The following is a 24,275-nucleotide window of genomic DNA, read 5'->3' as shown; positions in this document are numbered from 1 at the left end:
GGCATTTTACGCCATTCAAATGTCGATGGAATGTCCGTTCCATCGGATTGGGCGGCTCACATGTAGGCCCGATCGTCGCCTTTTGCAGCCTTTTTCCACTGAAACTTCTCCTGTCGCGCGCTGATCGCCCATTCCGCCGGCGCGGCTACAAAATAGTGTTGACGTTTTAGCTGATAAATGGAATAAATATTCCGCATATGAAGTTTAACGGTCTGTTTGTTCCGTTTTAGGGTTGCCGTTGTGGGAGTGACGGCGGACCGGATTATTGGCCCTGCGGTGTAGACCGGGGGTTCCGGCGTTGAGGAGGGGTGTGGCCGGACACCGTAGTTGGGAGGAAAAATCATGAAAAAACTCATTCTAGGCTCCGCCATGGCGCTCATGCTGTCGACGGCCGCCCATGCCGAAAATATTGGTGTGTCGATGGCGCTGTTCGACGACAATTTTCTGACCGTTCTGCGCAACGGCATGCAGGATTATGCCAAGTCGATGAAGGGCGTGACGCTGCAGGTCGAGGACGCACAGAACGACGTCGCCAAGCAGCAGAGCCAAATCCAGAACTTCATTGCCAGCCACGTCGATGCCATCATCGTCAATCCGGTCGATACGGATGCCACGGCCGCCATATCGAAGCTGGCGGCGGACGCGAAAATCCCGCTGATTTACGTCAATCGCGAGCCCGCAAACGTCGATAGCCTGCCGGACAAACAGGCTTTCGTCGCGTCCAACGAACAGGAATCCGGCACCTTGGAAACCAAGGAAATCTGCCGTCTGCTGAAGGGCAAGGGCAAAGCCGTGGTCATGATGGGCGAGCTCTCGAACCAGGCGGCCCGCATGCGCACCAAGGACGTGCACGACGTGCTCGCCACCGACGACTGCAAGGGCATCCAGATCGTTCAGGAGCAGACCGCCAACTGGCAGCGCACCCAGGGTTCCGACCTGATGACCAACTGGCTCTCCAGCGGTCTCGATTTTGATGCTGTCATTTCCAACAATGACGAAATGGCGATCGGCGCGATCCAGGCGCTGAAGGCGGCCGGCAAATCGATGGATAAAATCGTCGTCGGTGGTGTCGACGCGACGCAGGATGCCTTGGCCGCCATGCAGGCCGGCGACCTCAAAGTCACCGTTTTCCAGGACGCTGCCGGCCAGGGCAAGGGCGCGGTCGATGCCGCGCTGAAGCTTGCCAAGGGCGATAAGGTGGAGAAGAAGGTCTATATCCCCTTCCAGCTCGTGACGCCGGCAAACGCCAAGGACTTCGTCAAGAAGAACTGACGGCTGTTGTCGACGGATGCGGGCGCCAGCGCCCGCATCCTCAAATTCCGCCAGCCCTCGGGAGGGAAAAGATGGTTGTGAGCCCATCCACCATGGCTGCCGTGCGCGCCAGCGGCGCGGTCCCCAATGCCGCCTATCTGCTGAGTGCCGAGGGCATTCGCAAGGAATTTCCGGGCGTGCTTGCCCTCGATGATGTTTCCTTCCGTCTGAAGCGGGGCACCGTGCATGCGCTTATGGGTGAAAACGGCGCCGGCAAGTCGACGCTGATGAAAATCCTGGCCGGCATCTACACGCCGGATCAAGGCGAGGTGCGCCTGAAGGGCGTCGAGATCCGCCTGAAATCGCCGCTGGATGCGCTGGAGAACGGTATTGCGATGATCCATCAGGAGCTTAACCTGATGCCGTTCATGACCGTTGCGGAGAATATCTGGATCCGCCGCGAGCCGAAGAACCGTCTGGGCTTCGTCGATCATGCCGCGATGAACAGGAAGACCGAGGAACTGTTTCGCCGGCTGAACATCACCATCGATCCGGAAATTCAGGTGCGGGAGCTTTCGGTCGCCAACCGCCAGATGGTCGAGATCGCCAAGGCGGTATCCTATGATTCCGATGTGCTGATCATGGACGAGCCGACTTCCGCGCTCACCGAACGCGAAGTGGCGCATCTCTTCGAGATCATCCGCGATCTGCGTTCGCAGGGCATCGGCATCGTCTACATTACCCACAAAATGAACGAGCTGTTCGAGATCGCCGATGAATTCTCGGTGTTCCGCGACGGAAAATATATCGGCACGCACACCTCCACCGACGTCACCCGCGACGACATCATCCGCATGATGGTCGGCCGCGAGATCACGCAGATGTTCCCGAAGGAAGAGGTGCCGATCGGCGAGACGGTTCTTGCCGTCAAGGATCTCAGCCTCAACGGCGTCTTCTCCAATGTCTCCTTCGAGGTGAAGGCGGGCGAAATTCTGGGCGTTGCGGGGCTGGTCGGCTCGGGTCGCTCTAATGTCGCCGAAACGCTGTTCGGCGTGACGCCGGCCTCATCCGGCACGATCGAGCTTTTCGGCAAGAAGGTCGATATCGCCTCGCCGGCGGCGGCGATCCGGCACGGCATGGCGTTTTTGACGGAAGACCGGAAAGACACCGGCTGTCTGCTGATCCTCAGCGTGCTCGAGAACATGCAGGTCGCCGTGCTGCACGACAAGTTCGTGAAGGCCGGTTTCGTGCAGGAGGGCTCGATCGAGGAGACTTGCGACGACATGGCGCGCAAGCTGCGCATCAAGACGCCGAATCTGGATGAGCGTGTCGAAAATCTATCCGGCGGCAATCAGCAGAAGGTGCTGATCGGCCGCTGGCTGCTCACCAATCCGCGTATTCTGATCCTGGACGAACCGACCCGCGGCATCGATGTCGGCGCCAAGGCGGAAATACACCGTCTGGTCACGGAAATGGCGCGCAACGGCGTCGCCATCATCATGATCTCATCGGAGATGCCCGAAGTGCTCGGCATGAGCGACCGCATCATGGTGATGCATGAGGGACGGGTGACCGGTTTTCTCGATCGTGCGGATGCAACCCAAGTCAAGGTGATGGAGCTGGCGGCGCAATGATCGCGCCGGCCGTCGCAAAGGAGGATTGAACCATGGTTAGCAAAGTTGCAGAGGCGACCGCACCGTCCGTGACGCGCCCCAGACGCCGCCGCGTGCCGCCGGAACTCGGCATCTTCCTCGTGCTGATCGGCATTGCGCTCGTCTGCGAAGTCCTCGGCTGGATTTTCGTAGGCCAGAGCTTTCTGCTCAATGTGCAGCGCCTGAAGATCATGATCCTGCAGGTCTCCGTCATCGGCATCATCTCGGTCGGGGTGACGCAGGTCATCATCACCGGCGGCATCGATCTTTCATCGGGCTCCGTCGTCGGCCTGACTGCCATGGTGGCGGCGAGCTTCGCGCAGTCCTCCACCTGGAGCCGTGCGCTTTATCCGGCGCTGACCGATATGCCGTTTTTCGTTCCGATCGGCATCGGTCTGCTGATCGGCCTTGCCGCTGGTTATGTCAACGGCCAGCTCATCACGAAAACCCAGATTCCGCCGTTCATCGCGACGCTCGGAATGATGGTGTCTGCACGCGGCCTGTCGAAATTGTACACGAAGGGGCAACCGGTCTCCGGCCTCACCGATCAGTTCAATTTCATCGGCACCGGCATCTGGCCCGTCGTGGTGTTTCTCCTCGTCGCGCTGATCTTCCACATCGTGCTGCGCTACACCCGCTACGGCAAGTTCACCTATGCGATCGGCGCAAATGTGCAGGCGGCGCGCGTCTCCGGCATCAATGTCGAGGCGCATCTGGTCAAGGTCTACGCGATCGCCGGACTGCTGGCCGGTCTTGCTGGCATCATCACCGCCGCCCGCGTCCAGACGGCGCAGGCCGGCATGGGCGTGACATACGAGCTAGACGCGATCGCTGCGGCTGTTATCGGCGGCACCTCGCTCACCGGCGGTGTTGGCCGAATCACCGGCACGATCATCGGCACCGTCATTCTCGGTGTGATGATCTCGGGTTTCACCTTCCTGAACGTCGACGCCTACTACCAGGAAATCGCCAAGGGCATCATCATCGTCGCCGCTGTCGCGATCGACGTCTACCGCCAGAAGAAGCGGGTCAAACACTGAAACAGCCGCGGTTTTGTCTGATGCCTCAGGGCGGGAGTTTTGCTCCCGCCTTTTCCGTTTTCTGCGACATTCTATGCTAATGCAGATTTTTTTCATTTAGGTATGGCGAATCCCGCCATCTTTTCTATTCTGACCGCTTCCACTCCGCTCGTTCGAGCGCTTTATCCAGGATAGACAATGCAATCCGTATTCGATGGCCATAACGACGTACTGTTGAGACTCTGGAATCATGCACGCGAAGGAGCCGATCCGGTTGCTGAATTCAGGGATGGGATATCGACCGGCCATATCGATGCGCCGCGCGCCAAGGCCGGCGGGCTGGCCGGGGGTCTCTGCGCCATCTATATCCCCTCCGGCAATCTCGTCTTCGCCGATCCCGACCGCAACGGCCATTACGCGACGCCGCTCTCGCCGCCGCTGGAGCGCGCGCCCTCGCTCGATACCGCTCTTGAAATGGCAGCCATCGCTCTCCGGCTCGATCGTGCCGGTGTCTGGAAGCTCTGCCGCTCGACCGCCGAAATCCGCGATTGCATGGAAAAGGGCGTCTTCGCTGCGGTGATGCATATGGAAGGCTGCGAGGCCATTGGCGCCGACCTCGTCGCGCTCGAGACCTTTTATGCGGCCGGCCTGCGCTCGCTCGGCCCTGTCTGGAGCCGCAACAATGTCTTTGCCCATGGCGTACCCTTCGCCTATCCGAGTTCGCCGGATACCGGCCCGGGTCTGACGGATGCCGGTTTTGCGCTGGTGCGCGAGTGCAACCGCCTCGGCATCCTGATCGATCTCGCTCACATTACGGAGAAGGGCTTCTGGGATGTGGCGAAAACATCGGACCAGCCGCTGGTTGCCAGCCATTCCAATGCGCATGCGCTGACCCCTGTCGCTCGCAATCTGACCGACAAGCAGCTCGACGCCATCAAGGAAAGTCGTGGCATCGTCGGCCTGAATTATGCGACCGCCATGCTGCGCGAGGACGGTCGCTCGGATGCCAACACCGCGATCGAGGCGATGGTTCGCCATGTCGACCACCTCGTCAGACGTGTCGGCATCGATTGCGTCGGTCTCGGATCGGACTTCGACGGGGCAACGATTCCGGAGGAAATTGGCGATGCTGCAGGCAATCAAAAGCTGATTGCTGCGCTCAGGAACGTTGGCTATGGTGAAGCGGATCTGGTGAAGCTATGCAGGGAGAACTGGCTTCGGATTCTCGCGTCTGCTTGGGGAGAAAGCAGCGCGTCGCGTGCATAACATACAGTAACAAAAGCTAAAATAAGGGAACGAAAACATGATGATGACCAAGATGAACCGCAACTTCCGCGCCCTTTCGGCCGGTGCGGCTCTGACATTCCTGTTGATGGCGGCGCCGAACGCATACGCTGTGACGCCCAAGGATACGCTGGTTGAAGGTTTCGCCTTCGACGACATCCTGAGCATGGATCCTGCCGAAGCCTACGAACTGTCCGCTGCCGAAATCACCGGCAATACCTACAGCCTGCTCGTCCGCCTCGACATCAACGACACCTCGAAGATCAAGGCCGACATCGCCGACAGCTGGTCGGTCTCCGACGATCACCTGACCTATACGTTCAAGCTGAAGCCCGGCCTGAAGTTCGCATCCGGCAATCCGATCACCGCCGACGACGTTGCATGGTCCTTCGAGCGCGTCGTCAAGCTCGACAAGAGCCCCGCCTTCATCCTCACCCAGTTCGGTCTCAACGGCAGCAACGTGACGGAAAAGGCCAAGGCGACCGATCCGAACACCTTCGTCTTCACCGTCGACAAGCCCTATGCGCCGAGCTTCGTGCTCAACTGCCTGACGGCGACCGTCGCCGAAGTGGTCGACAAGAAGCTGGTCTTGCAGCATGTGAAGCCGGTAACGCCGTCTGCTGACTACAAGTATGACAACGACTTCGGCAATGGCTTCCTGAAGACCGGCTTTGCCGGTTCCGGACCGTTCAAGCTGCGCGAATGGCGCGCAAACGAAGCCGTCGTGCTGGAGCGCAACGACAATTACTATGGCGAAAAGGCGAAGCTGAACCGCGTCATCTATCGCTTCATGAAGGAAAGCTCGGCACAGCGCCTGGCGCTTGAGAACGGCGATATCGATATTGCCCGCAATCTCTCGCCGACCGATCTGACGGCTATCGAGAAGAACGCGAAGCTCGCTTCGACCAGCGCGCCCAAGGGCACGATCTACTACATGAGTCTCAACCAGAAGAATCCGAACCTTGCCAAGCCGGAAGTGCAGCAAGCGTTCAAGTCCCTGGTCGACTACGATGCCATCGGCAAGACGCTGATCAAGGGCATCGGCGAGATCCACCAGACCTTCGAGCCGAAGGGTATGCTCGGCTCGCTGGATGAGAACCCGTTCAAGCTCGACGTCGCCAAGGCCAAGGAATTGCTGGCCAAGGCAGGTCTGCCGAACGGCTTCTCGGTGACGATGGACGTGCGCAGCATCGAGCCGGACACGGGCATTGCTACGGCGATCCAGCAGACGCTCGGCCAGGCTGGCATCAAGGTGGAGATCATCCCCGGCGACGGCAAGCAGAAGCTGACCAAGTATCGCGCCCGCAATCACGACATCTATTTCGGCAACTGGGGGCCGGACTATTGGGATCCCCATTCCAACGCCGATACCTTCACGACCAACGACGACAACTCCGATGCCAGCACGAACAAGACGCTCGTCTGGCGCAACACCTGGACGACGCCCGAGCTGGAGAAGCTGGCCAAGGCTGCTCTCTTCGAAGGCGATGCAGCCAAGCGCGGCGCCATGTATCAGGACATCGAGAAGAAGTTCCTGGAAGCGAGCCCCTTCGTCATCCTGTTTCAGCAGACGGAAGTCGCCGGCTATCGTAAGGACGTGAAGGATTTCAAGCTCGGCCCGAGCTTCGACAACAACTTCGTCTGGCCGATCTCGAAGTGATGATCCGGCAGGATTAGTCTTTTGAGCACTGTCGAGCGTAAAATGCAGGTGCGGCCCAAGAAGGGCCGTGCCGCTCCATTTTTGATGGGGCTGCTGCGATTCTTGGTCGTGGCAGCCACCACCTATCTTGGCCTTCTCGCTGTTACCTTCTTCATCGGGCGCGTCATTCCGATCGATCCGGCGCTCGCGATTGCCGGCGATCACGCGCCGCAGCAAGTGCTGGAGCGTCTGCGGCGCGAGATGCATCTCGATCAGCCGCTCTATCTGCAGTTCTATTTTTATCTGCTGAGTGCCTTGAGCGGCGATTTCGGCACCTCCGTGCTGACCACCAATCCGGTGATGGACGATATCCGGCGCGTCTTTCCAGCGACGATGGAGCTCGCGACAGTCGGCACGATCATAGGCGCGGTCTTCGGCGTTCCCTTTGGCGTGCTTGCCGCCGTGCGCCGCAACAGTTTCATCGATCAGGTCGTCCGCGTCATCGGCCTTGTCGGCTATTCGGTGCCGGTTTTCTGGCTGGCGATGGTGTCGCTCCTCATCTTCTATGCAAAGCTCGGCTGGGTTGCCTATCCGGGCCGCATCGATATCGCCTTCGAATATACATTCACGCCGATCACCGGTTTCTATCTGCTCGACAGCGCCATGCAGGGGCAATGGGATGTGTTCTGGGATGCATTCCGCCACATCATTCTGCCTGCCTCGCTGCTCGGCTATTTCTCGCTTGCCTATATCAGCCGCATGACACGCAGTTTCATGCTGAACGAACTAGGTCAGGAATATATCGTCGCCGCCCGCGCCAAGGGACTTTCGGAGACGCGGGTGATCTGGGGCCATGCGCTACGCAGCGCCGTCGTGCCACTGATCACGGTGATCGCGCTCTCCTATGCCGGGTTGCTGGAAGGCTCGGTGCTGACGGAGATCGTGTTCTCGTGGCCGGGCATCGGTTTCTATATCACCAGCTCGCTGCAGAACGCCGATATGAACGCCGTGCTCGGCGGCACTGTGGTCGTCGGCACGGTCTTCGTCGGGATCAACCTGCTCTCCGACCTGCTCTACCGCACTCTTGATCCAAGGACGCGACGTAAATGACGGCTGAGACCGCCACGCAAATTTCCTGGCGTGACTGGCTGCTGTCAGATCGGCCGCAGTCGCGCCGGCAAGCAAGCCTCGGGCGCGCCTATGTCACATGGCGGCAATTTTCCGCCAATCGGCTGGCCGTTCTCGGATTGCTGATCATCATTGCTCTCGTCATTGTGGCGGCGCTTGCCGATGTTATCGCCCCCTATCCGCCAAGCATCGGGGATCTTACCAATGCCTATTTGAAACCGCCCGGTACTGACGGTTATCTCCTCGGCACCGACAATCTTGGGCGCGATATACTGTCCCGTCTGATCTATGGATCGCGATGGACCCTCTATATCGTTGTGCTCGTCGCGATCATCTCCGCGCCGCTCGGGCTGTTTATCGGTATGATAGCTGGCTATGCAGGCGGCTGGACCGATACCGTGCTGATGCGCATCACCGATATCTTCCTCGCCTTCCCGAAGTTGGTGCTGGCACTCGCTTTTGCAGGCGCGCTCGGCCCAGGCATCGAGAACGCCATCATCGCAATCGCCATCACCTCCTGGCCACCCTATGCGCGCCTGGCGCGGGCCGAGACGATGACCGTGCGGCGCTCGGACTACATTGCCGCAGTGCAGCTGATGGGGGCATCGCCGATCCGTATTGTCTTCCGCCATATCATGCCGCTTTGCATCTCCTCGGTGATCGTGCGTGTCACGCTCGATATGGCCGGCGTCATTCTGACGGCGGCAGGTCTCGGTTTCCTGGGCCTCGGCGCACAGCCGCCTCTGCCGGAATGGGGCGCGATGATCGCCACCGGGTTCAAATACTATCTCGACCAATGGTGGGTCGCGGCTATGCCCGGCATCGCTATCTTGATCGTCAGCCTCGGCTTCAACCTGCTCGGCGACGGTTTGCGCGATGCGCTCGATCCGAAGGAGAGCGGCCAATGACTACGCTATTGACGGTCGAGAATCTCAGGGTTCGCTACCCCACCCGCACCGGCGTGATAGAAGCGGTGCGCGGCGTGTCTTTCACGCTTGGGCGCGAGCGGCTCGGCATCGTAGGAGAAAGCGGTTCCGGCAAGTCGCAGACCGGCCGTGCGATCATGGGCCTCACGTCGTCGCATGGCATCGTCACCGCCGACCGGCTGAATTTTAGCGGTATAGACTTGCTGTCGATTTCAGCCAAGGAGCGCCGGTCGCTGCGCGGCAAACGCATCGCGATGGTGCTGCAGGATCCGAAATATTCGCTCGACCCGGTGATGACCATCGGCCGGCAGATCACCGAGACGCTGCGCACGCATGAGAAGGTCGGCAAGGCAGAAGCGCGCGACCGTGCGCTTGCCATGCTGGAAGCGGTGCAGATCCGCGATCCCAAGCGCGTCTACGACCTGCATCCGCATGAGGTCTCCGGCGGCATGGGGCAGCGCGCGATGATCGCGATGATGCTGATCGCCGGGCCGGAACTGCTGATCGCCGACGAGCCGACCTCGGCGCTCGACGTCACCGTGCAGCTCGATGTGCTGAGGATCATGGATAAATTGGTGTCGGAGCGCGGCATGGGGCTGATTTTCGTGTCGCACGATCTGAGGCTGGTATCTTCCTTCTGCGACCGGGTCATCGTCATGTATGCGGGCAAGATCGTCGAGGAGCTGAAGGCTTCCGAGCTCAACAATGCCCAGCACCCCTATACGCGCGGCCTGTTGAACTGCATGCCTGTGATTGGCGAGGACCGCCATCCGCTGCCGGTTCTCGACCGCAAACCGGAGTGGGCGGCATGACGGCGGCGCTTGCGGTCGACGGCCTCAGCGTCGTCTATAATGGTTATTATGCCCTTGATGCCGTCAGCATCGATGTCGACAGGGGTGAATCCTTCGGCCTAGTCGGCGAGTCCGGTTCCGGCAAATCGACCTTGTTGCGCGCTGTCGCCGGTCTTGCGCCGGTCAGCGACGGCGCGATCCGCATCGACGGCGAGGCGCTGGCGGGTTCGAAACGCAGCAAGACTTTCTATCGCCAGGTGCAGATGGTGTTCCAGGACCCCTACGGCTCCCTGCATCCGCGTCAAACCATCGATCGGCTGCTGCTGGAGCCCTTAGCGATCCATGGCATCGGCGACAGCGAGACGCGCATCACGCGGGCGCTCGACGAGGTTGGCCTCGGCACCGGATTCCGCTTTCGCTATCCGCATCAGCTTTCCGGTGGCCAGCGTCAGCGCGTTGCCATCGCCCGCGCGCTGATCGTCGAGCCGTCCATTCTGTTGCTCGACGAGCCGACCTCGGCGCTGGACGCTTCCGTGCAGGCGGAAGTGCTCAATCTGCTGGAGCAGGTGCGCAGGGATCGTCATCTGACATTCGTTATGGTGAGCCACGATCTGGGCGTCGTCACCCACATGTGCGAACGGCTTGTGGTGATGCAGAACGGAGCCATCGTCGAGCGGCTGAGCGCAAAAGAATTGGCAGCCGGCGATGTCAAGCAGGACTACACGCGCAATCTGATGGTTGCGAGCAAGGGTTTTGTCCGCGACTAACCAACTGTAATTGTTAGGTCTTCAGCGCCCCTTTTGTTAAGGGGCGCTTAAAAGACGACCAATCGTATAGACTATTGACTCGTGCCGCAATTCTGTCATGATCCCGTTAATGGCGGTTAACTTTCGTGATCCCTGTTTCGGGTCATACACGAGTGGAGGCAGGCATGTTTTTCATGGGTGGCATGACCATGGGTTATCTTCATCCGCCGATGCCGGCGAAAGAGGAGGACGTGCTGACCGTCACTCTGCCGGAAGAAAGCAGCCGCCGTCAGATCGGTCCGACCGAAACTCCGGCTCCTGAAGCAAGCGCCGTAGAGCGCACCTTGATCTGGGCTCGCCGCATTCTCTGCTGAGTTCAGCGTTGCTGATCTTGCGGGCCTGACCATAGTCCAGTGGTTTATTTTTTCCGTTGTTGGCCTCTGGACAAAAAATCATGTCTACCTAATTGATAGGGATTATATGAATGTCAGCCACGGGCTCGTCCCGTGAGACACCAACAAAAAAACGAACGGAGGCAACACATGACGAATTTGGGTATGTCGAATACGCATGTGAATCAGTTCGACGGTTCGAAGCGCGTCGCGGCGACGCGGCATAAGATTCAGACCGCGATTCATGTTGCATTGTTTTCCGCCGCATTCCTTTTCGTTGCTGCCATCGTCATCGGCGTCGTGGTCTGAACCCGCCGCAAGGATGACGTGACGGCCATTGGCCGATCATGATCATCGACGGATGGCCGCCGGTGTGGAGTGCGCCACACGGTTGCGGCTGAGGTCTCATCCCATCTTTTGTTTCTCAATGGCGGCAGCGGCTGATCGGGCGAATATCCAGATAGGCCCGATTTGGCGCCGCGTCGCCCCTTCCCATTCCAAGTTGAAACCTTCCCTTACGGCAACTCTTCTTTTCCCGGCGCTGCCAAAACTTCGCCGGGCAAAGAAAATTTCTTGTGCCCGATAGAATGCGCTTCATGAAAACAGTAAGCTCCGCCAAAATACTAAATAGAGCGGGGCGGGAGCATGACCAAGGCGGAGGCTGGGCAGAGCAGGCGGAACGGCGCTCACGGAGCGAGGGCGATTCTGAAACAGAATCCGCATGCCCCACGCGACCCGAAGGAGAACAATCTCGAAGTGGCGATCGGCCACGAGGTCCGTGCCTTTCGCAAGAAGCTCGGCATCACCGGTGCCGATCTTGCCTCGGCCACCGGCATTTCGCTCGGCATGCTCTCGAAGATCGAAAACGGCAACACGTCTCCGTCACTCACCACATTGCAAGCCTTGGCGCGGGCGCTCGGCGTGCCCGTCACGTCGTTTTTTCGGCGTTTCGAGGAAAAGCGCAATGCGGTCTTTGTCAAGGCGGGCGAGGGTTTGGAGATGGAGCGGCGTGGTACGCGCGCCGGTCATCAGTATAATCTGCTCGGCCACATCGGCAATGGATCTAGCGGACTGCAGGTCGAGCCCTATCTTATCACGCTGACTGCCGATTCCGATGTTTTTCCGGCTTTTCAACACGAAGGGTTGGAACTGATCTATATGCTGGAAGGCGAGGTCGAATACCGTCATGCCGACAAGCTCTATGCGATGCGGCCGGGCGACAGCTTGTTCTTCGACGCCGACGCGCCGCATGGTCCAGAGGTGCTCGTGAGCCTGCCGATCCGCTTCCTGTCGATCATTTCCTACCCTGAGAAAAACGGCTCTTGAGAGGAATTCGCGAATCTTTTGAGGGAGTTCAGTTTAAGTTCATCTTCTGCGGGATATGGAGGGTTCAACCTGCCAAGCCCTGCTGAATTTCCGATCGCAAGAAATCAGCCTAAGGAGAATGCCTCATGATCTTGATCGATTGTCTTTGACACGTGCGGACTGCTGCCGGAACCATCCGGCCGCGTCTCAAGTTTCACGGAAGCCTGCTTCGAATGGTGGCGCAAAATTGCCACGAATTCTGAAGAAGAGGCCGTGAAAATCTTCGCCTGAATACGTTTGTTCTAAGCCGTCACTTCGAATTCATCCCCTTCGCACGCCGGGAAGCGAAGCTAAGGGTCCAAATGTGTGAATAGTTGTGTCGGGCAGGGCAAAAGACGTTGATGGCGACAATGCCAGTCACTCTGTTTGGACCCAGAACCCGAATCCATGACATCTCAAAATCTCTCCACTGTTGTTCCGCCGCGCGATTCTGAAGCCAAGCAGATCGATCATAACGATTCGATCCGTGCTGCCTATTTCTCCAACGATCAGATCCGGGAATGCGGTTCGGCCTTCGCCCGCAACGGCGCCAGCACGAAGCTGCCGGGCTTTGCGCCCTTCGATTTCTTCGCGCGGCACAAGGAGAACGAGAAGGAGATCCTGCGCGTCTACCGTTCGGCCAATGCCGATGTCGATGCAGGCGAATCGATCACGCCGGCCGCCGAATGGCTGCTCGACAACCACTACATCATCGAAGAGGCGATCCAGGAAGTCCGTCGCGATTTTCCGAAGAAATTCTACGATCAGCTGCAGACGATCACCATCGATGGCATGGTGATGCCGCGCACGCTTGCGCTCGCCTGGCTCTATGTCGCCCACACGCACAGCACCGTATCCAACCAGGGGCTGCTAGCGCTCGTCGAAGGGTTCCAGTCGCACGAGATGCTGAAGATCGGCGAGCTCTGGGCGGTTCCATCGCTCGTGCGCTATGTGCTCGTCGACAATCTGCGCCGCATCTCCAGCCGCGTCGAACAGAGCCGCCTGACGCGCAAGAAGGCCAATGCCGCCGTCGATGAGCTAATCCGTATCAATGACGACGCCAAGGTCACCGAGTTCCTGAAGACGCTCGAACCCTATACGTCAGACAATACCTTTGCGACGCAGTTCCTCTATCGACTGCGCGACGGTTCGCATACGTCGGGCCTTGCCGTCACCTGGCTGGAGAGGCGCCTGACGGACGCCGGCACCGACGCCGAAACCGTCATGATGGCCGAGCACAATCGTCTGTCGTCCGGCAATGTGACGATGGGCAATATCATCAAGAGCCTGCGACTGATCGACGACACCGATTGGTCGGGCTGGGTCGAAGAGGTCAGCGCGGTCGACAAGCTGCTCTGGGACGAGACCGATTATGCAAAGCTCGATCCCGGCTCCCGCAACAGCTATCGCCGCGCGATCGAAAAGCTGGCGCGCCGTTCCGACAAGACGGAAATGGAGATCGCCCAGGTCGCCATGGCGATGACCGACGCGGCCAAGGCCTCGGGCGAGCCGCAGCCGCATGAACCCAATATCGGCGATTTCATCGTCGGCCAGCAGATCGAGAAGCTGGAAAAGGCGATCGGTTTCCGGCCGAAGCTGTCGCAGCGTTTCGTCCGCGAGTGGCGCAAGTTCAACTGGCTGGCGATCGCCGCACCTGTTCTTCTGTTGACTGTCATCGCTCTTTGGATCGTGGGTTATTTCATGATCCAGGCCGGCATGGGCTGGGCCGAAACCATCATCCTGCTGTTGATGTTCTCGCTGCCCGCATCGGAAGGCGCGACGGGTCTGTTCAACTTCGTGGTCACCATGTTCCTCACGCCGGTGCGTCTCGTCGGCTATGAGTTCAAGGAGGGCATTCCGGAAGACGCCCGCACGCTGGTCGTCGTGCCGACGCTGATTGGCAATCGCGACAGCGTCGACGAGCTGGTGCGCAATCTCGAAGTTCATTACCTCGCCAATCCGCGCGGTGAGGTCTATTACGCGCTGCTCAGCGACTGGCCGGACAGCAAGGAAGAAGAGAGCGAGCGCGATCTGGAAATTCTGGATTACGCCCGCCGCGAAGTCGCCAGTCTCTCCGCCCGCTATGCCGAGGACGGCACGCAGCGCTTCTATCTGCTCCACCGCCGCCGCCTCTACAATCCGGCCGAAGGCGCCTGGATGGGCTGGGAACGCAAGCGCGGCAAGCTGCATGAGCTGAACCTGCTGTTGCGCGGTGATCGCGATACGACCTTCCTGCCCGGCGCCAATACCGTGCCGAAGGACGTGAAATACGTCATGACGCTCGATTCCGACACGCGCCTGGTACGCGACACGGTCACCAAGCTCGTGGGAAAGCTGCATCATCCGATCAACCGGCCGGTGTTCGATCCCGAAAGCAAGCGTGTTGTGCGCGGTTACGGCGTGCTGCAGCCGCGCGTCACCCCGTCGCTGACGACAGGCAAGGACGCCTCGGTGTTCCAGCGCGTCTTCTCCGTCAATCGCGGTCTCGACCCCTATGTCTTCGCCGTCTCCGACGTTTATCAGGACCTGGTCGAAGAAGGCACATTCACCGGCAAGGGCCTTTATCATGTCGACGCCTTCGAGGCCTCGCTGAAGGGCAAGATCGAAGAGAACGCGGTTCTCAGCCACGATCTGCTCGAAGGCTCGATGGCACGCTGCGCACTGGTCACCGACTGCGAGCTCGTGGAAGATTTCCCGATCCGCTACGAAGTGGAAGTCTCGCGCCAGCATCGTTGGGCTCGCGGCGACTGGCAGTTGCTTCCCTATCTCTTCAATCCGATGCGCGGCGTCACCGGCCTCGGCCGCTGGAAGATGATGGACAATCTGCGCCGCTCGCTGACGCCGATCGCCTGGTTCTTCGCCTCGGTTCTCGGCTGGTATTTCATGGAGCCGTTCGCCGCCCTGATCTGGCAGATCCTGCTGATCTTCTGCCTGTTTGTCGCGCCGACGCTGTCGCTGATCAACGGCATCATTCCGCGCACCAGCGATATCGTCGCCCGGGCCCATCTTTATACGGTCTGGTCGGATATCCGCGCTGCCAATGCGCAAGTGGCGCTGCGCATCGTCTTCATCGCCGACAGCGCCTGCATCATGGCCGACGCCATCGGCCGCTCGCTCTACCGTGCGTTCGTGAGCCGCAAGCTGATGCTGCAGTGGCGTACGGCTGCCAGCGCCCAGGCTGCGGCGCAGACGACGATTCTCGGCCATTACCGCGTCATGTGGCACGCGCCAGTGCTGGCGCTGCTGGCATTGGCTTTCGCATCGGTATCCGGCGATAATGCCTTTTTTGTCGGCATTCCCTTCGCGCTGCTGTGGGTTCTGTCGCCGGCGATCGCCTGGTATGTCAGCCAGACGGCGGAAACCGAAGACAAGCTCGAAGTGCCGGAAAGCGTTTCGGCGGAGCTGCGGAAGATCGCGCGGCGCACCTGGCGCTATTTCGACACCTTCGTGGTCGAGCAGCAAAACCATCTGCCGCCGGACAATGTTCAGCAGACGCCGCATGCGGTGGTCGCTTCGCGCACCTCGCCGACGAATATCGGCGTCTACCTGCTCTCGGTGATTTCGGCCCGCAATTTCGGCTGGATTTCCTTCGAAGAAACCATCGATCGCATGGAAAAGACCATGGCGACCGTCGAGAAGCTCGAGAAGTTCCGCGGGCATCTCTGCAACTGGTATCATACGGACACATTGAAGCCGATGGGCGCGCGCTATGTCTCGGCGGTCGATAGCGGCAATTTTGCCGGCCACCTGATCGCCGTGTCTTCGGCCTGCCGTATCTGGGCGGAAGCGCCTTCCGCGCATATGCAGGGCAATCTCGACGGTATCGGCGATGTCGCCGGCATTCTCGGCGAAATGCTTGCCGAACTGCCGGATGACCGCAAGACCGTCCGTCCGCTGCGTCATCGACTGGAAGAACGCATCATCGGCTTCCGGAACGCGTTGGCGGCCGTCAAGCGCGAGCATGAGTTCGCCTCGATCCGCATCATCAACCTCTCGGTCCTGGCACATGATATCCAGAAGCTCGCCGCCAACCTCGACTACGAGGTCAAGTCGCCGCAGAGCGGCGAGGTCCTGCTTTGGTCGGAATCACTGGTGAAGGTCTGCGAAGGCCATATCGCCGACAGCGTTTTCGATCTCGCCAATGTCGATGCGCTGCGTCAACGCCTGGCAAAGCTGCGCGACCGCATGCGTGAAATTGCCTTCGGGATGAATTTCAGTTTCCTCTACCGTCCGGAACGGCGCCTGCTCTCCATCGGCTTCCGTGTGGAAACCAACGAACTCGATGCCGCCTGCTACGACTTGCTGGCGTCCGAAGCCCGCCTCACCAGCCTCTTCGCGATCGCCAAGGGCGACCTGCCGACGGAACATTGGTACCGCCTCGGCCGCCAGGTCGTGCCGATCGGCTCGCGCGGCGCGCTGGTTTCCTGGTCCGGCTCGATGTTCGAATATCTTATGCCGCCGCTCGTCATGCAGGAGCGCCAGGGCGGTATCCTCAACCAGACCAACAATCTGATCGTTCAGGAGCAGATGAACTATGCCAAGCGCCTGGGCGCCGGCATTCCCTGGGGCATTTCGGAAGCGGCCTTCAATGCCCGCGACCATTATATGCACTACCAGTACACCAATTTCGGCGTGCCCTCGCTCGGCCTGAAGCGTGGCCTCGGCCAGAATGCCGTCATCGCGCCCTATGCCTCGATCCTGGCCAGCCAGTATCGTCCGGAAGCGGCGCTCGAAAATCTGCAGAAGCTGCGAAAGGTCGGCGCGCTCGGCACCTATGGCTTCCACGACGCCGTCGACTTCACGCCGACCCGCGTTCCGGAAGGCAAGAAGTGCGCGGTGGTCTACAACTACTATGCCCACCATCATGGCATGTCGATTGCGGCTATCGCCAACGTCGCCTTCAACGGTCGCCTGCGTGAGCTGTTCCACGCCGATCCGGTGATCGAAGCGGCCGAATTGCTGCTGCAGGAAAAGGCGCCGCGCGATATCCCCGTCATGGCTGCCAAGCATGAGAGCGATCAGCCGGCCAATATCCAGGAAGATATGCTGCGTCCGGAAATCCGGAAGATCGCCGATCCGGCCACGCAGGATCGCGAACTCGCCTTCCTCTCCAACGGTCATTACTCCGCCATGCTGACGGCGACCGGCGCCGGCTATTCGCGCTGGAACGGCTTGTCCGTCTCGCGCTGGCGGCCCGATCCGACGGAAGATCGCTGGGGCACCTTCATCTTCCTGCGCGATACCGTTTCCGGCCAATGGTGGTCCACCACCTCTGAGCCGCGCAGCATTGAAGGCGAGAAGGTCAAAGTCTCCTTCAGCGACGAAAAGGTGGAATACACCAAGATCATCGGTGATCTCACCAGCGAGGTCGAGTGCATCGTCGCAACGGAAAACGATGCCGAAGGCCGTCGCGTCACGCTGCTCAACATGGGCGCGGAGGACCGCTTCATCGAAGTGACCTCCTATCTCGAGCCAGCGCTCGCCAGCGACGATGTCGATTCAGGCCATCCGGTCTTTGCGCGCATGTTCGTGCGCACGGAGATCGGCGGCAGCGGCGACGTGATCCGCGCCGAGCGCAACAAGCGCGATTACAACGAACCCGATATGTCGGTCGCCCATCTGGTCGTCGACAATGCCGGCGCGGAGCGTCCGACCGAATTCGAGACGGACCGCCGTAAGTTCCTCGGCCGGGGCCGCACCCTTGCGGAGGCTGCCGCATTCGATCCCGGCGCGACCTTGTCCGGTACGGACGGTTTCACGATGGACGCTTGCCTGTCGCTGCGCCGGGTCGTCCGCGTTCCTGCCGGCAAGAAGGTCAGCGTCATCTTCTGGACCATCGCCGCGCCGAACCGCGAGGATGTCGACAAGGCTGTCGAACGCTACCGCAACCCCGATACTTTCGGGATTGAGCTCACGCAGGCCTGGACGCGCACGCAGATGCAGATGCGCCATGTCGGCGTCACCTCGCAGCAGGCGGCAGCCTTCCAGAAGCTCGCCCGCTACCTCGTCTATCCGGATATGCACCTGCGCGCCGACGGAGCTACCGTTCAGGCCGGCCTGCATTCCCAGTCGGCACTCTGGCCGGTGACCATTTCGGGTGATTTCCCGATCTTCACCTTGCGCATCAACGACGACATCGATCTCGAAATCGCCAGGGAAGCGCTAAGCGCGGCGGAATACATGCGTTCGCGCGGCATTAATGCGGATCTCGTGATCGTCAACGAGCGCGCCGTGGACCTCGCCCAGGACATGCAGCGCGAGCTGGACAAGCTCGTCGAGCACGTCCGCCACAACCAAGGCGACGGGCTGCGGCAGAACATCTTCTCGGTACGCAAGGACCTGATCGAGAACGAGACCTATCAGCAGATTCTCGCCGCCTCGCGGGTGATCTTCCATGCGCGCAACGGTAAGCTCGTCGACCAGATCGCACGTGCGGCGACGCTGTTCGCTTCGGCACAGTCCGATGGTCCGGCGCCTGCCAATCGCCTTGCCGTGCCGATGGTGCCGCAAGAGTCGGTCTTTGCTGCCGACTCTTTGGAAGCACAGGACGATCTCGATTTCTGGAACGGCTACGGTGGTTTTGCCGACAATGGGCGCGAATATGTCGTCCGGCTTGCCGGCGGTCAGTCGACGCCGCATCCGTGGGTCAACATCATTTCCAACGAGCGCTTCGGCTTCCATGTGCCTGCGGAAGGCGGCGGCTTCACCTGGAGCCACAATTCCCGCGACTATCAGTTGACCCCGTGGACCAACGACATGGTCATCAACCGTCCGGGCGAGGCGCTTTACCTGACCGACCTCGACAGCAATATGGTGATGACTCCCTATGCAGGCCTGTCGCGCAGCCCGAAGGTCAAATTTGAGGCCCGTCACGGTCTCGGCTATTCGGTGTTCTCGAGCGAACAGAACGGCATAGCGCTGGAACTGACGCAAACCGTCGACCGCGAGCGTCCGATCAAGCTCTTCCGCCTGCGCATCCGCAACACGGGCGCCGGCGTCCGCCGGCTGCGGCTCTACAATTATGCGGAATGGGTGCTTGGCACCAATCCGCATAAGACGAGGCCGTTTATTCTGTCGTCGCTGGACGAAGAAACGGGTGCGTTGTTTGCCAACAATCCTTACAGCATCGACTATTCCAAGCGTGTCGCCTTCATGGCGGCGAGCGAGGCGCATTCGAGCTTCTCGGCCAGCCGCCGCGAATTCATCGGCCGCTACGGCACGGTGCAGATGCCGGAGGCCGTCGTTTCCGGCGCAGTCCTCTCCAACTCCACCGATCTCGACGGGGACCCCTGCGCGGCGCTTGCCTTCGACCTGACGGTCGCGGCCGGTGAGCAGAAGGATATCTGCCTCTATATGGGCGATACCGCTTCTCTCGAGGAAGCGCGTGCCTTGGTTGCCGATATCCGCAAGGCCGATTTCGAGGCTGTGCTTTCAGCCAGCCGCGGCTTCTGGGATGGCTTCACCGGCCGCCTGCAGATTTCGACGCCGGACAAGGCGATGAACAACATGATCAACGCCTGGCTCCCCTATCAGAGCCTTGGCTGCCGCATCATGGCGCGAACCGCTTTCTACCAGTCGTCGGGCGCCTTCGGCTTCCGCGACCAGCTTCAGGATACGCTGGCCTTCCTCATGCATGCGCCGGAGCTTGCCCGCAAGCAGATCCTGAACGCGGCGCAACGCCAGTTCCGCGAAGGCGACGTTCAGCATTGGTGGCTGCCGGGCAACGGTGCCGGCGTACGCACGAGTATCTCGGACGACGTCGTCTGGCTCGCCTACGCCATCGACCAATATTGCAGCGTGACCGGCGACAAGTCGCTGCTCGACGAAGAGCTTGCCTTCGTCGAAGGGGCCGCGCTGATGCCTGGCACGCACGACGTCTTCTATCAGCCTACGGTCTCGCAGGATAAGGTCAGCGTCTACGAGCATGCGGCCATGGCCCTCGATCTCGCGATCAAGCGCAAGGGCGGCAACGGCCTGCCACTGATCCTCGGCGGCGACTGGAACGACGGCATGAACCGAGTCGGCATCCAGGGTCGTGGCGAAAGCGTCTGGCTCGGCTGGTTCCTGGCGGGCACCCTCAGCGCCTTCCTGCCCTATGCGGCGGCGCGCGGCGACAAGGAGCGCGTCGAGCGCTGGACCAAGCATTTGCCGGAATTGCGCAAAGCGCTGGAAACGGCGGGTTGGGATGGCAGTCACTATCGCCGCGGCTATTTCGACGACGGTAGCCCGCTCGGCTCGGACGAAAATTTCGAATGCCAGATCGATTCGATCGCGCAGTCCTGGAATATTCTCTCCGGCGAAGGCGACCGCGAGCGCGGCGAGATGGCGATGAACGCCGTTCTCGAAAAACTCGTCGACGACGACAACCGCATCATCCGGCTGTTCACGCCACCCTTCGCCAAGTCGGCGCGTGATCCCGGCTACATCAAGTCCTATCCGCCAGGCGTGCGCGAAAATGGCGGCCAGTATACCCATGCCGCGACCTGGGTCGTGATGGCATTGGCGGAGATGAATCGCGGAGACGATGCGTGGCATTGCTTCGACATGCTCAACCCCGTCAACCATGCACGCGATCGTGATCAGGCCGATACGTATCGTGTAGAGCCCTATGTCGTCGCGGCTGATATTTACGGTGAAGGACAATTGACCGGCCGTGGCGGCTGGACCTGGTACACAGGATCTGCCGGCTGGCTGTATCGTGTCGCTGTCGAAGGCATTCTCGGTATCCGTGTGAAAAACGGACGACTTTTCGTCAAGCCGGCCTTGCCTTCGAAGTGGGATAGCTTCGCGGCGGACCTGGAGTTGCCGAGCGGAAATTACCGTATTTCCGTCTCAAAAGCGCCCGATGCTAAGGGATACTTGGTGACCGTTAATGACAGGGCGATCGCCCATCCCGAAGAGGGCTACCCGATCGGACAGTAGCGTTTTCCTACGCTGTTTTCGCTTCGACGGTCGGGGCCAAAGGGGGAACTCTTTGGCCCCGATCGCATTTGATTGTCGGAACAGGAGAAGTCCATGAATTCCAGGGCTAATATCGACGTGACTTCGGCAACCCGAATCAGCTTGCCGAAGGCGGCGACACAGCGGGATACGAGACTGGATGTTCTAAGGGCCTTGGCCCTGATCACGATTTTCATCAATCACGTGCCCGGTCAGTTCCTCGAAGGGCTGACCACCAAGAATTTCGGCTTCTCCGACGGTGCGGAGGCGTTCGTGCTGATCTCCGGCATTTCCGTCGGTCTCGCCTACGGCACGCGATTCAAGCCCGGCAATAAGCTTTCCATGGCCTGGAAGGCGATCAAGCGCGCCTTTACACTTTATGCGGCGCACATGATTACCACCTTCATCACGCTGGTGCTGTTCATCTCCGGCGCCTGGATATTCCGCCAGCCAGGCCTGCTCTGCGAGGTGAACATCCTTGCCGTGTTGATGGATCCGGCTCGCGGCATTTCGGCCCTGCTGCTGCTCGGGCACCAGATCGGGTACAACAATATCCTGCCAATGTATGGCGCATTGTTCCTGATGTTGCCGTTGATCCTGGTGCTGGAGGCGCGAAGCCCGCTGCTTTTGCTTTTGGTTTCCGCCAGTGTCTGGCTGATCGCCGGCGTCTATCACATCGCGCCGCACACGACGCTGCTGGACGGCTTCTGGTTTCTCAACCCGCTCTCCTGGCAGCTCCTGTTCGTCATCGGCTTCGCCGCCATCATGCATGTGAAGCGTGGCGGCCGGATACCCTATAATCCGGTTCTGTTTGCGCTGTCGCTCGCCTATGTCGTGCTGTCCTTCATCTGGGTCACCGACAAGCTCTGGGTTCTGGGCGATCACCTCGCTGCGTTCGGCCTGCCCACGGTCGTTACCGGTTTCGACAAGACCTTTCTGTCGCTGCCGCGATTGCTGCATGTGCTGGCGCTTGCCTATCTCATCATCAGTATGCCGACCGTTTCGCGATTGCTGCGCCGGCCCGCCGATCATCCGTTGGCGATCCTCGGGCGGCATTCCCTCAACATCTTCGTTGCGGGCACGATCCTTGCCATGGCCGGCCAGGTCATCCTCTACGTCACCAACAAGGACCCGGCTGTCGGCGGCGCTTATGTCCTTGTCGGCATCGTCGCACAGTTCGCCTATGCCTATTATCTCGAGCATAAGCGGCTGAATGCAGCCGCGCAGCCGCCCGTGGCTACATCCGTGGGTGGGCTCCCTTTGCCGGTGCGCATCGAAAAACGCCGGTAGCCGGCTCTGCGGCCATCGGATACCACCACAAGTAATCCATTGAATTATAGTGGCATTTCGTTTTGTGACGTTTATATGAACGAAGTGTGACGTGATTTTTCTGCAACGCACCGGTGATCCGGTGCGTTGCAGCAAAGATTCTATTGCTCAAAATCTTGTTGTGCAAAATTGAATTTCCTACATCGGCGTCGTGACGGTGCTCGGGGAGTGCCGCCACCCCGGCGCCATACGCGCCCGAACGGGTGCATGACGCAATCGTGGGGATTGTCAAAACGGGAATGGGGTAGGGAACGTCGAGTTTTCGGCGCGACAACTCATGCCCAATCGATACTAGATTGGAGTATTTATGAATATCAGAAGTCTTCTTCTCGGTTCGGCCGCCGCCCTGGCAGGCGCGTCGGGAGCACAGGCGGCTGACGCCATTGTGGCCGCCGAGCCGGAACCGCTTGAATATGTTCGCATTTGCGACGCCTATGGCGCCGGTTACTTCTTTATTCCGGGCACCGAAACCTGCCTTAAGATCGGCGGTCGCGTCCGTACCGAGGGCGAATGGTACGATGCCTACAACGCCAACAGCAAGAACGGTACGCTCTGGCACACCCGCGCCGAACTCAGCATCGACACGGCGACCGACACCGAATACGGCCCGCTGAAGACCAACACGGTCTACCGTTGGGACTGGCAGGAGGGCGGCTCCACCACCACCAAGCTGCTTTGGGCCAATATCAGCCTCGCCGGCTTTACCGTCGGCAAGCTCGATTCGCAGTATAATCTTTTCATGGGCTATGCCGGCAACGTCATCAACGACGACGTCGTCTATGACGGCCCGAAGGAACTCAACCAGTTCACCTACAAGTATGACGCCGGCAACGGCTTCACGGCGGTGATCTCGCTGGAAGATTCCAACTCGTCAGCCGATACCTCGTCCTACGGCGGCGCGTGGCAGACCGGCAAGGCCAACCACTATGCTCCTGACGTCGTTGCCGGCGCCGGCTACAAGGCGGGTGCATGGACGCTGCGGGTCATCGGCGGCTATGACAGCATTGTCGAGGAAGGCGCCATCAAGGCGCGCATCGACGCCGATTTCGGCGACTTCAAGGCCTTCCTCATGGGCGGCTGGAACACGGACGGCGACAAGCTCAACAAGTATGCCGGTTCCTACCTCAACACCAACCGCGCAGCTTGCCCGACGAATGGCGCGAATTGCGGCTGGGGTGACTGGGCCTTCTGGACGGGCGCCAGCTATCAACTGATGCCGAAGTTGCAGGCCAACGCGCAGATCGCCTACACCGACTCGAAAATCTTCGCCGCCACCGCCAACGTCGCCTGGCGTCCGGTCAAGGACCTGCTGATCGAGCCGGAAGTGTCCTATACGGATTGGGACGCTGCCGACAAAGACCAGTGGGCCGGCGTGCTCCGCTTCGAGCGCAAGTTCTGATCTGATCCCGGTTTGACGCCAGTCATAACCGGTTTGACGTTGGCCTTGACTCCAGCTTGACGCCAAAACCGATTTGACCTCCGATCAGAGAAGGAGAAAGGCCCGGTTTTCCCTACCGGGCCTTTCTTGTTTTTGGTGCAGCCGTGTATTCGGCGGGAACGCATCTTGCGGGTGTGGCCCCTCACCCTAACCCTCTTCCGCAGGCGAGGAGAGGGGACTTGTTCCGTGTTTGCGCCGCCGCTTCGCCACGGACTGAAGGTGCTCTTTTGCGCGATAAGCTCGATCTCCCCGCTTGCGGGGAGAGCGACTGTCTTTTTGGTCAAGCTGGTTGCCATGGTTTTTGATCCCGGATGATGGCATTGAGGATGGTTAGCAGCTTTCGCATGGTGGCGACGATAGCAACGATCTTTGGCTTGCCGGCAGCGACCAGTTTGT

The 24,275-nt window shown here is 60.0% G+C and carries 16 protein-coding genes and 1 pseudogene; 15 read left to right on the top strand and 2 right to left on the bottom strand.

The annotated features are described in order from the left end of the window. Positions 1 to 56: 56 nt before the first annotated feature. A complete protein-coding gene (locus PY649_RS12340; RefSeq protein WP_285868698.1) occupies positions 57 to 356 on the bottom strand; it encodes a hypothetical protein in 300 nt (99 codons plus the stop codon). Here PY649_RS12340 and PY649_RS12335 point away from each other — a divergent pair. The 15 genes from PY649_RS12335 to PY649_RS12265 all read left to right on the top strand — a co-directional run bounded on the left by PY649_RS12335 (position 343) and on the right by PY649_RS12265 (position 23,840). Beyond that, positions 343 to 1,272: a sugar ABC transporter substrate-binding protein gene (locus PY649_RS12335; RefSeq protein ID WP_285868697.1), complete on the top strand. Its 930-nt coding sequence runs from the start codon at positions 343 to 345 to the stop codon at positions 1,270 to 1,272. The two genes, PY649_RS12340 and PY649_RS12335, sit on opposite strands and share 14 nt — an antisense overlap. 71 nt (positions 1,273 to 1,343) lie before the next feature. Then, the gene (locus tag PY649_RS12330) at positions 1,344 to 2,885 is read left to right on the top strand and encodes a sugar ABC transporter ATP-binding protein (protein WP_285868696.1); all 1,542 of its coding nucleotides are present in this window, start codon (positions 1,344 to 1,346) and stop codon (positions 2,883 to 2,885) included. A 32-nt stretch (positions 2,886 to 2,917) separates the two neighbouring features. After that, positions 2,918 to 3,943: an ABC transporter permease gene (locus PY649_RS12325; protein ID WP_285868695.1), complete on the top strand. Its 1,026-nt coding sequence runs from the start codon at positions 2,918 to 2,920 to the stop codon at positions 3,941 to 3,943. Positions 3,944 to 4,120: 177 nt separating this feature from the next. Further along, complete coding sequence (locus tag PY649_RS12320) at positions 4,121 to 5,188, top strand: dipeptidase (RefSeq protein WP_285868694.1); 1,068 nt, start codon at positions 4,121 to 4,123, stop codon at positions 5,186 to 5,188. A gap of 37 nt (positions 5,189 to 5,225) precedes the next feature. Next, a complete protein-coding gene (locus tag PY649_RS12315; RefSeq protein ID WP_285868693.1) occupies positions 5,226 to 6,866 on the top strand; it encodes an ABC transporter substrate-binding protein in 1,641 nt (546 codons plus the stop codon). 21 nt (positions 6,867 to 6,887) lie between these two features. Beyond that, on the top strand, positions 6,888 to 7,955 hold the full coding sequence (locus tag PY649_RS12310) for an ABC transporter permease (protein WP_285868692.1): 1,068 nt from the start codon (positions 6,888 to 6,890) through the stop codon (positions 7,953 to 7,955). Further along, positions 7,952 to 8,881, top strand: coding sequence for an ABC transporter permease (locus tag PY649_RS12305; RefSeq protein WP_285868691.1), 930 nt, complete (start codon positions 7,952 to 7,954; stop codon positions 8,879 to 8,881). Before PY649_RS12310 ends, PY649_RS12305 begins: the two co-directional genes overlap by 4 nt. Next, entirely contained in the window at positions 8,878 to 9,711 is an 834-nt protein-coding gene (locus PY649_RS12300; RefSeq protein WP_285868690.1) for an ABC transporter ATP-binding protein, read from the top strand. Before PY649_RS12305 ends, PY649_RS12300 begins: the two co-directional genes overlap by 4 nt. After that, positions 9,708 to 10,457 carry an ABC transporter ATP-binding protein gene (locus PY649_RS12295; protein ID WP_285868689.1) on the top strand — a complete coding sequence of 250 codons (750 nt, stop codon included), beginning with the start codon at positions 9,708 to 9,710 and terminating at the stop codon, positions 10,455 to 10,457. The genes PY649_RS12300 and PY649_RS12295 overlap by 4 nt, the downstream gene beginning before the upstream one ends. Positions 10,458 to 10,621: 164 nt before the next feature. Further along, positions 10,622 to 10,810: a hypothetical protein gene (locus PY649_RS12290; protein WP_285868688.1), complete on the top strand. Its 189-nt coding sequence runs from the start codon at positions 10,622 to 10,624 to the stop codon at positions 10,808 to 10,810. 168 nt (positions 10,811 to 10,978) lie between these two features. After that, complete coding sequence (locus tag PY649_RS12285) at positions 10,979 to 11,137, top strand: hypothetical protein (protein WP_285868687.1); 159 nt, start codon at positions 10,979 to 10,981, stop codon at positions 11,135 to 11,137. Between the two features lie 336 nt (positions 11,138 to 11,473). Beyond that, entirely contained in the window at positions 11,474 to 12,154 is a 681-nt protein-coding gene (locus PY649_RS12280) for a helix-turn-helix domain-containing protein (protein ID WP_285868686.1), read from the top strand. A 426-nt stretch (positions 12,155 to 12,580) separates the two neighbouring features. Further along, entirely contained in the window at positions 12,581 to 21,094 is an 8,514-nt protein-coding gene (locus PY649_RS12275) for a glycoside hydrolase family 94 protein (protein WP_285868685.1), read from the top strand. A 93-nt stretch (positions 21,095 to 21,187) separates the two neighbouring features. Next, complete coding sequence (locus tag PY649_RS12270) at positions 21,188 to 22,402, top strand: OpgC family protein (RefSeq protein WP_285868684.1); 1,215 nt, start codon at positions 21,188 to 21,190, stop codon at positions 22,400 to 22,402. A gap of 346 nt (positions 22,403 to 22,748) precedes the next feature. Continuing rightward, the gene (locus PY649_RS12265; protein WP_285868683.1) at positions 22,749 to 23,840 is read left to right on the top strand and encodes a porin; all 1,092 of its coding nucleotides are present in this window, start codon (positions 22,749 to 22,751) and stop codon (positions 23,838 to 23,840) included. A 319-nt stretch (positions 23,841 to 24,159) separates the two neighbouring features. On the opposite strand, the pseudogene PY649_RS12260 reads toward PY649_RS12265, so the two are convergent. After that, a pseudogene (locus PY649_RS12260) lies at positions 24,160 to 24,275 on the bottom strand (IS110 family transposase); the annotation flags it as partial.

Origin of the sequence: Rhizobium mayense, assembly GCF_030272705.1 — a bacterium.
Lineage (GTDB): Bacteria > Pseudomonadota > Alphaproteobacteria > Rhizobiales > Rhizobiaceae > Rhizobium > Rhizobium mayense.
Note: the sequence above shows the minus strand (reverse complement) of the source record. Positions and strands in the feature narration are given on the sequence as shown.

What these genes read in the sequence shown, in the direction of transcription:
- PY649_RS12335 (WP_285868697.1), top strand. Translation starts at nt 343, where the DNA reads ATGAAAAAACTCATTCTAGGCTCCGCCATGGCGCTCATGCTGTCGACG.
- PY649_RS12340 (WP_285868698.1), bottom strand. Translation starts at nt 356, where the DNA reads ATGAGTTTTTTCATGATTTTTCCTCCCAACTACGGTGTCCGGCCACAC.
- PY649_RS12330 (WP_285868696.1), top strand. Translation starts at nt 1,344, where the DNA reads ATGGTTGTGAGCCCATCCACCATGGCTGCCGTGCGCGCCAGCGGCGCG.
- PY649_RS12325 (WP_285868695.1), top strand. Translation starts at nt 2,918, where the DNA reads ATGGTTAGCAAAGTTGCAGAGGCGACCGCACCGTCCGTGACGCGCCCC.
- PY649_RS12320 (WP_285868694.1), top strand. Translation starts at nt 4,121, where the DNA reads ATGCAATCCGTATTCGATGGCCATAACGACGTACTGTTGAGACTCTGG.
- PY649_RS12315 (WP_285868693.1), top strand. Translation starts at nt 5,226, where the DNA reads ATGATGATGACCAAGATGAACCGCAACTTCCGCGCCCTTTCGGCCGGT.
- PY649_RS12305 (WP_285868691.1), top strand. Translation starts at nt 7,952, where the DNA reads ATGACGGCTGAGACCGCCACGCAAATTTCCTGGCGTGACTGGCTGCTG.
- PY649_RS12300 (WP_285868690.1), top strand. Translation starts at nt 8,878, where the DNA reads ATGACTACGCTATTGACGGTCGAGAATCTCAGGGTTCGCTACCCCACC.
- PY649_RS12295 (WP_285868689.1), top strand. Translation starts at nt 9,708, where the DNA reads ATGACGGCGGCGCTTGCGGTCGACGGCCTCAGCGTCGTCTATAATGGT.
- PY649_RS12290 (WP_285868688.1), top strand. Translation starts at nt 10,622, where the DNA reads ATGTTTTTCATGGGTGGCATGACCATGGGTTATCTTCATCCGCCGATG.
- PY649_RS12285 (WP_285868687.1), top strand. Translation starts at nt 10,979, where the DNA reads ATGACGAATTTGGGTATGTCGAATACGCATGTGAATCAGTTCGACGGT.
- PY649_RS12280 (WP_285868686.1), top strand. Translation starts at nt 11,474, where the DNA reads ATGACCAAGGCGGAGGCTGGGCAGAGCAGGCGGAACGGCGCTCACGGA.
- PY649_RS12275 (WP_285868685.1), top strand. Translation starts at nt 12,581, where the DNA reads ATGACATCTCAAAATCTCTCCACTGTTGTTCCGCCGCGCGATTCTGAA.
- PY649_RS12270 (WP_285868684.1), top strand. Translation starts at nt 21,188, where the DNA reads ATGAATTCCAGGGCTAATATCGACGTGACTTCGGCAACCCGAATCAGC.
- PY649_RS12265 (WP_285868683.1), top strand. Translation starts at nt 22,749, where the DNA reads ATGAATATCAGAAGTCTTCTTCTCGGTTCGGCCGCCGCCCTGGCAGGC.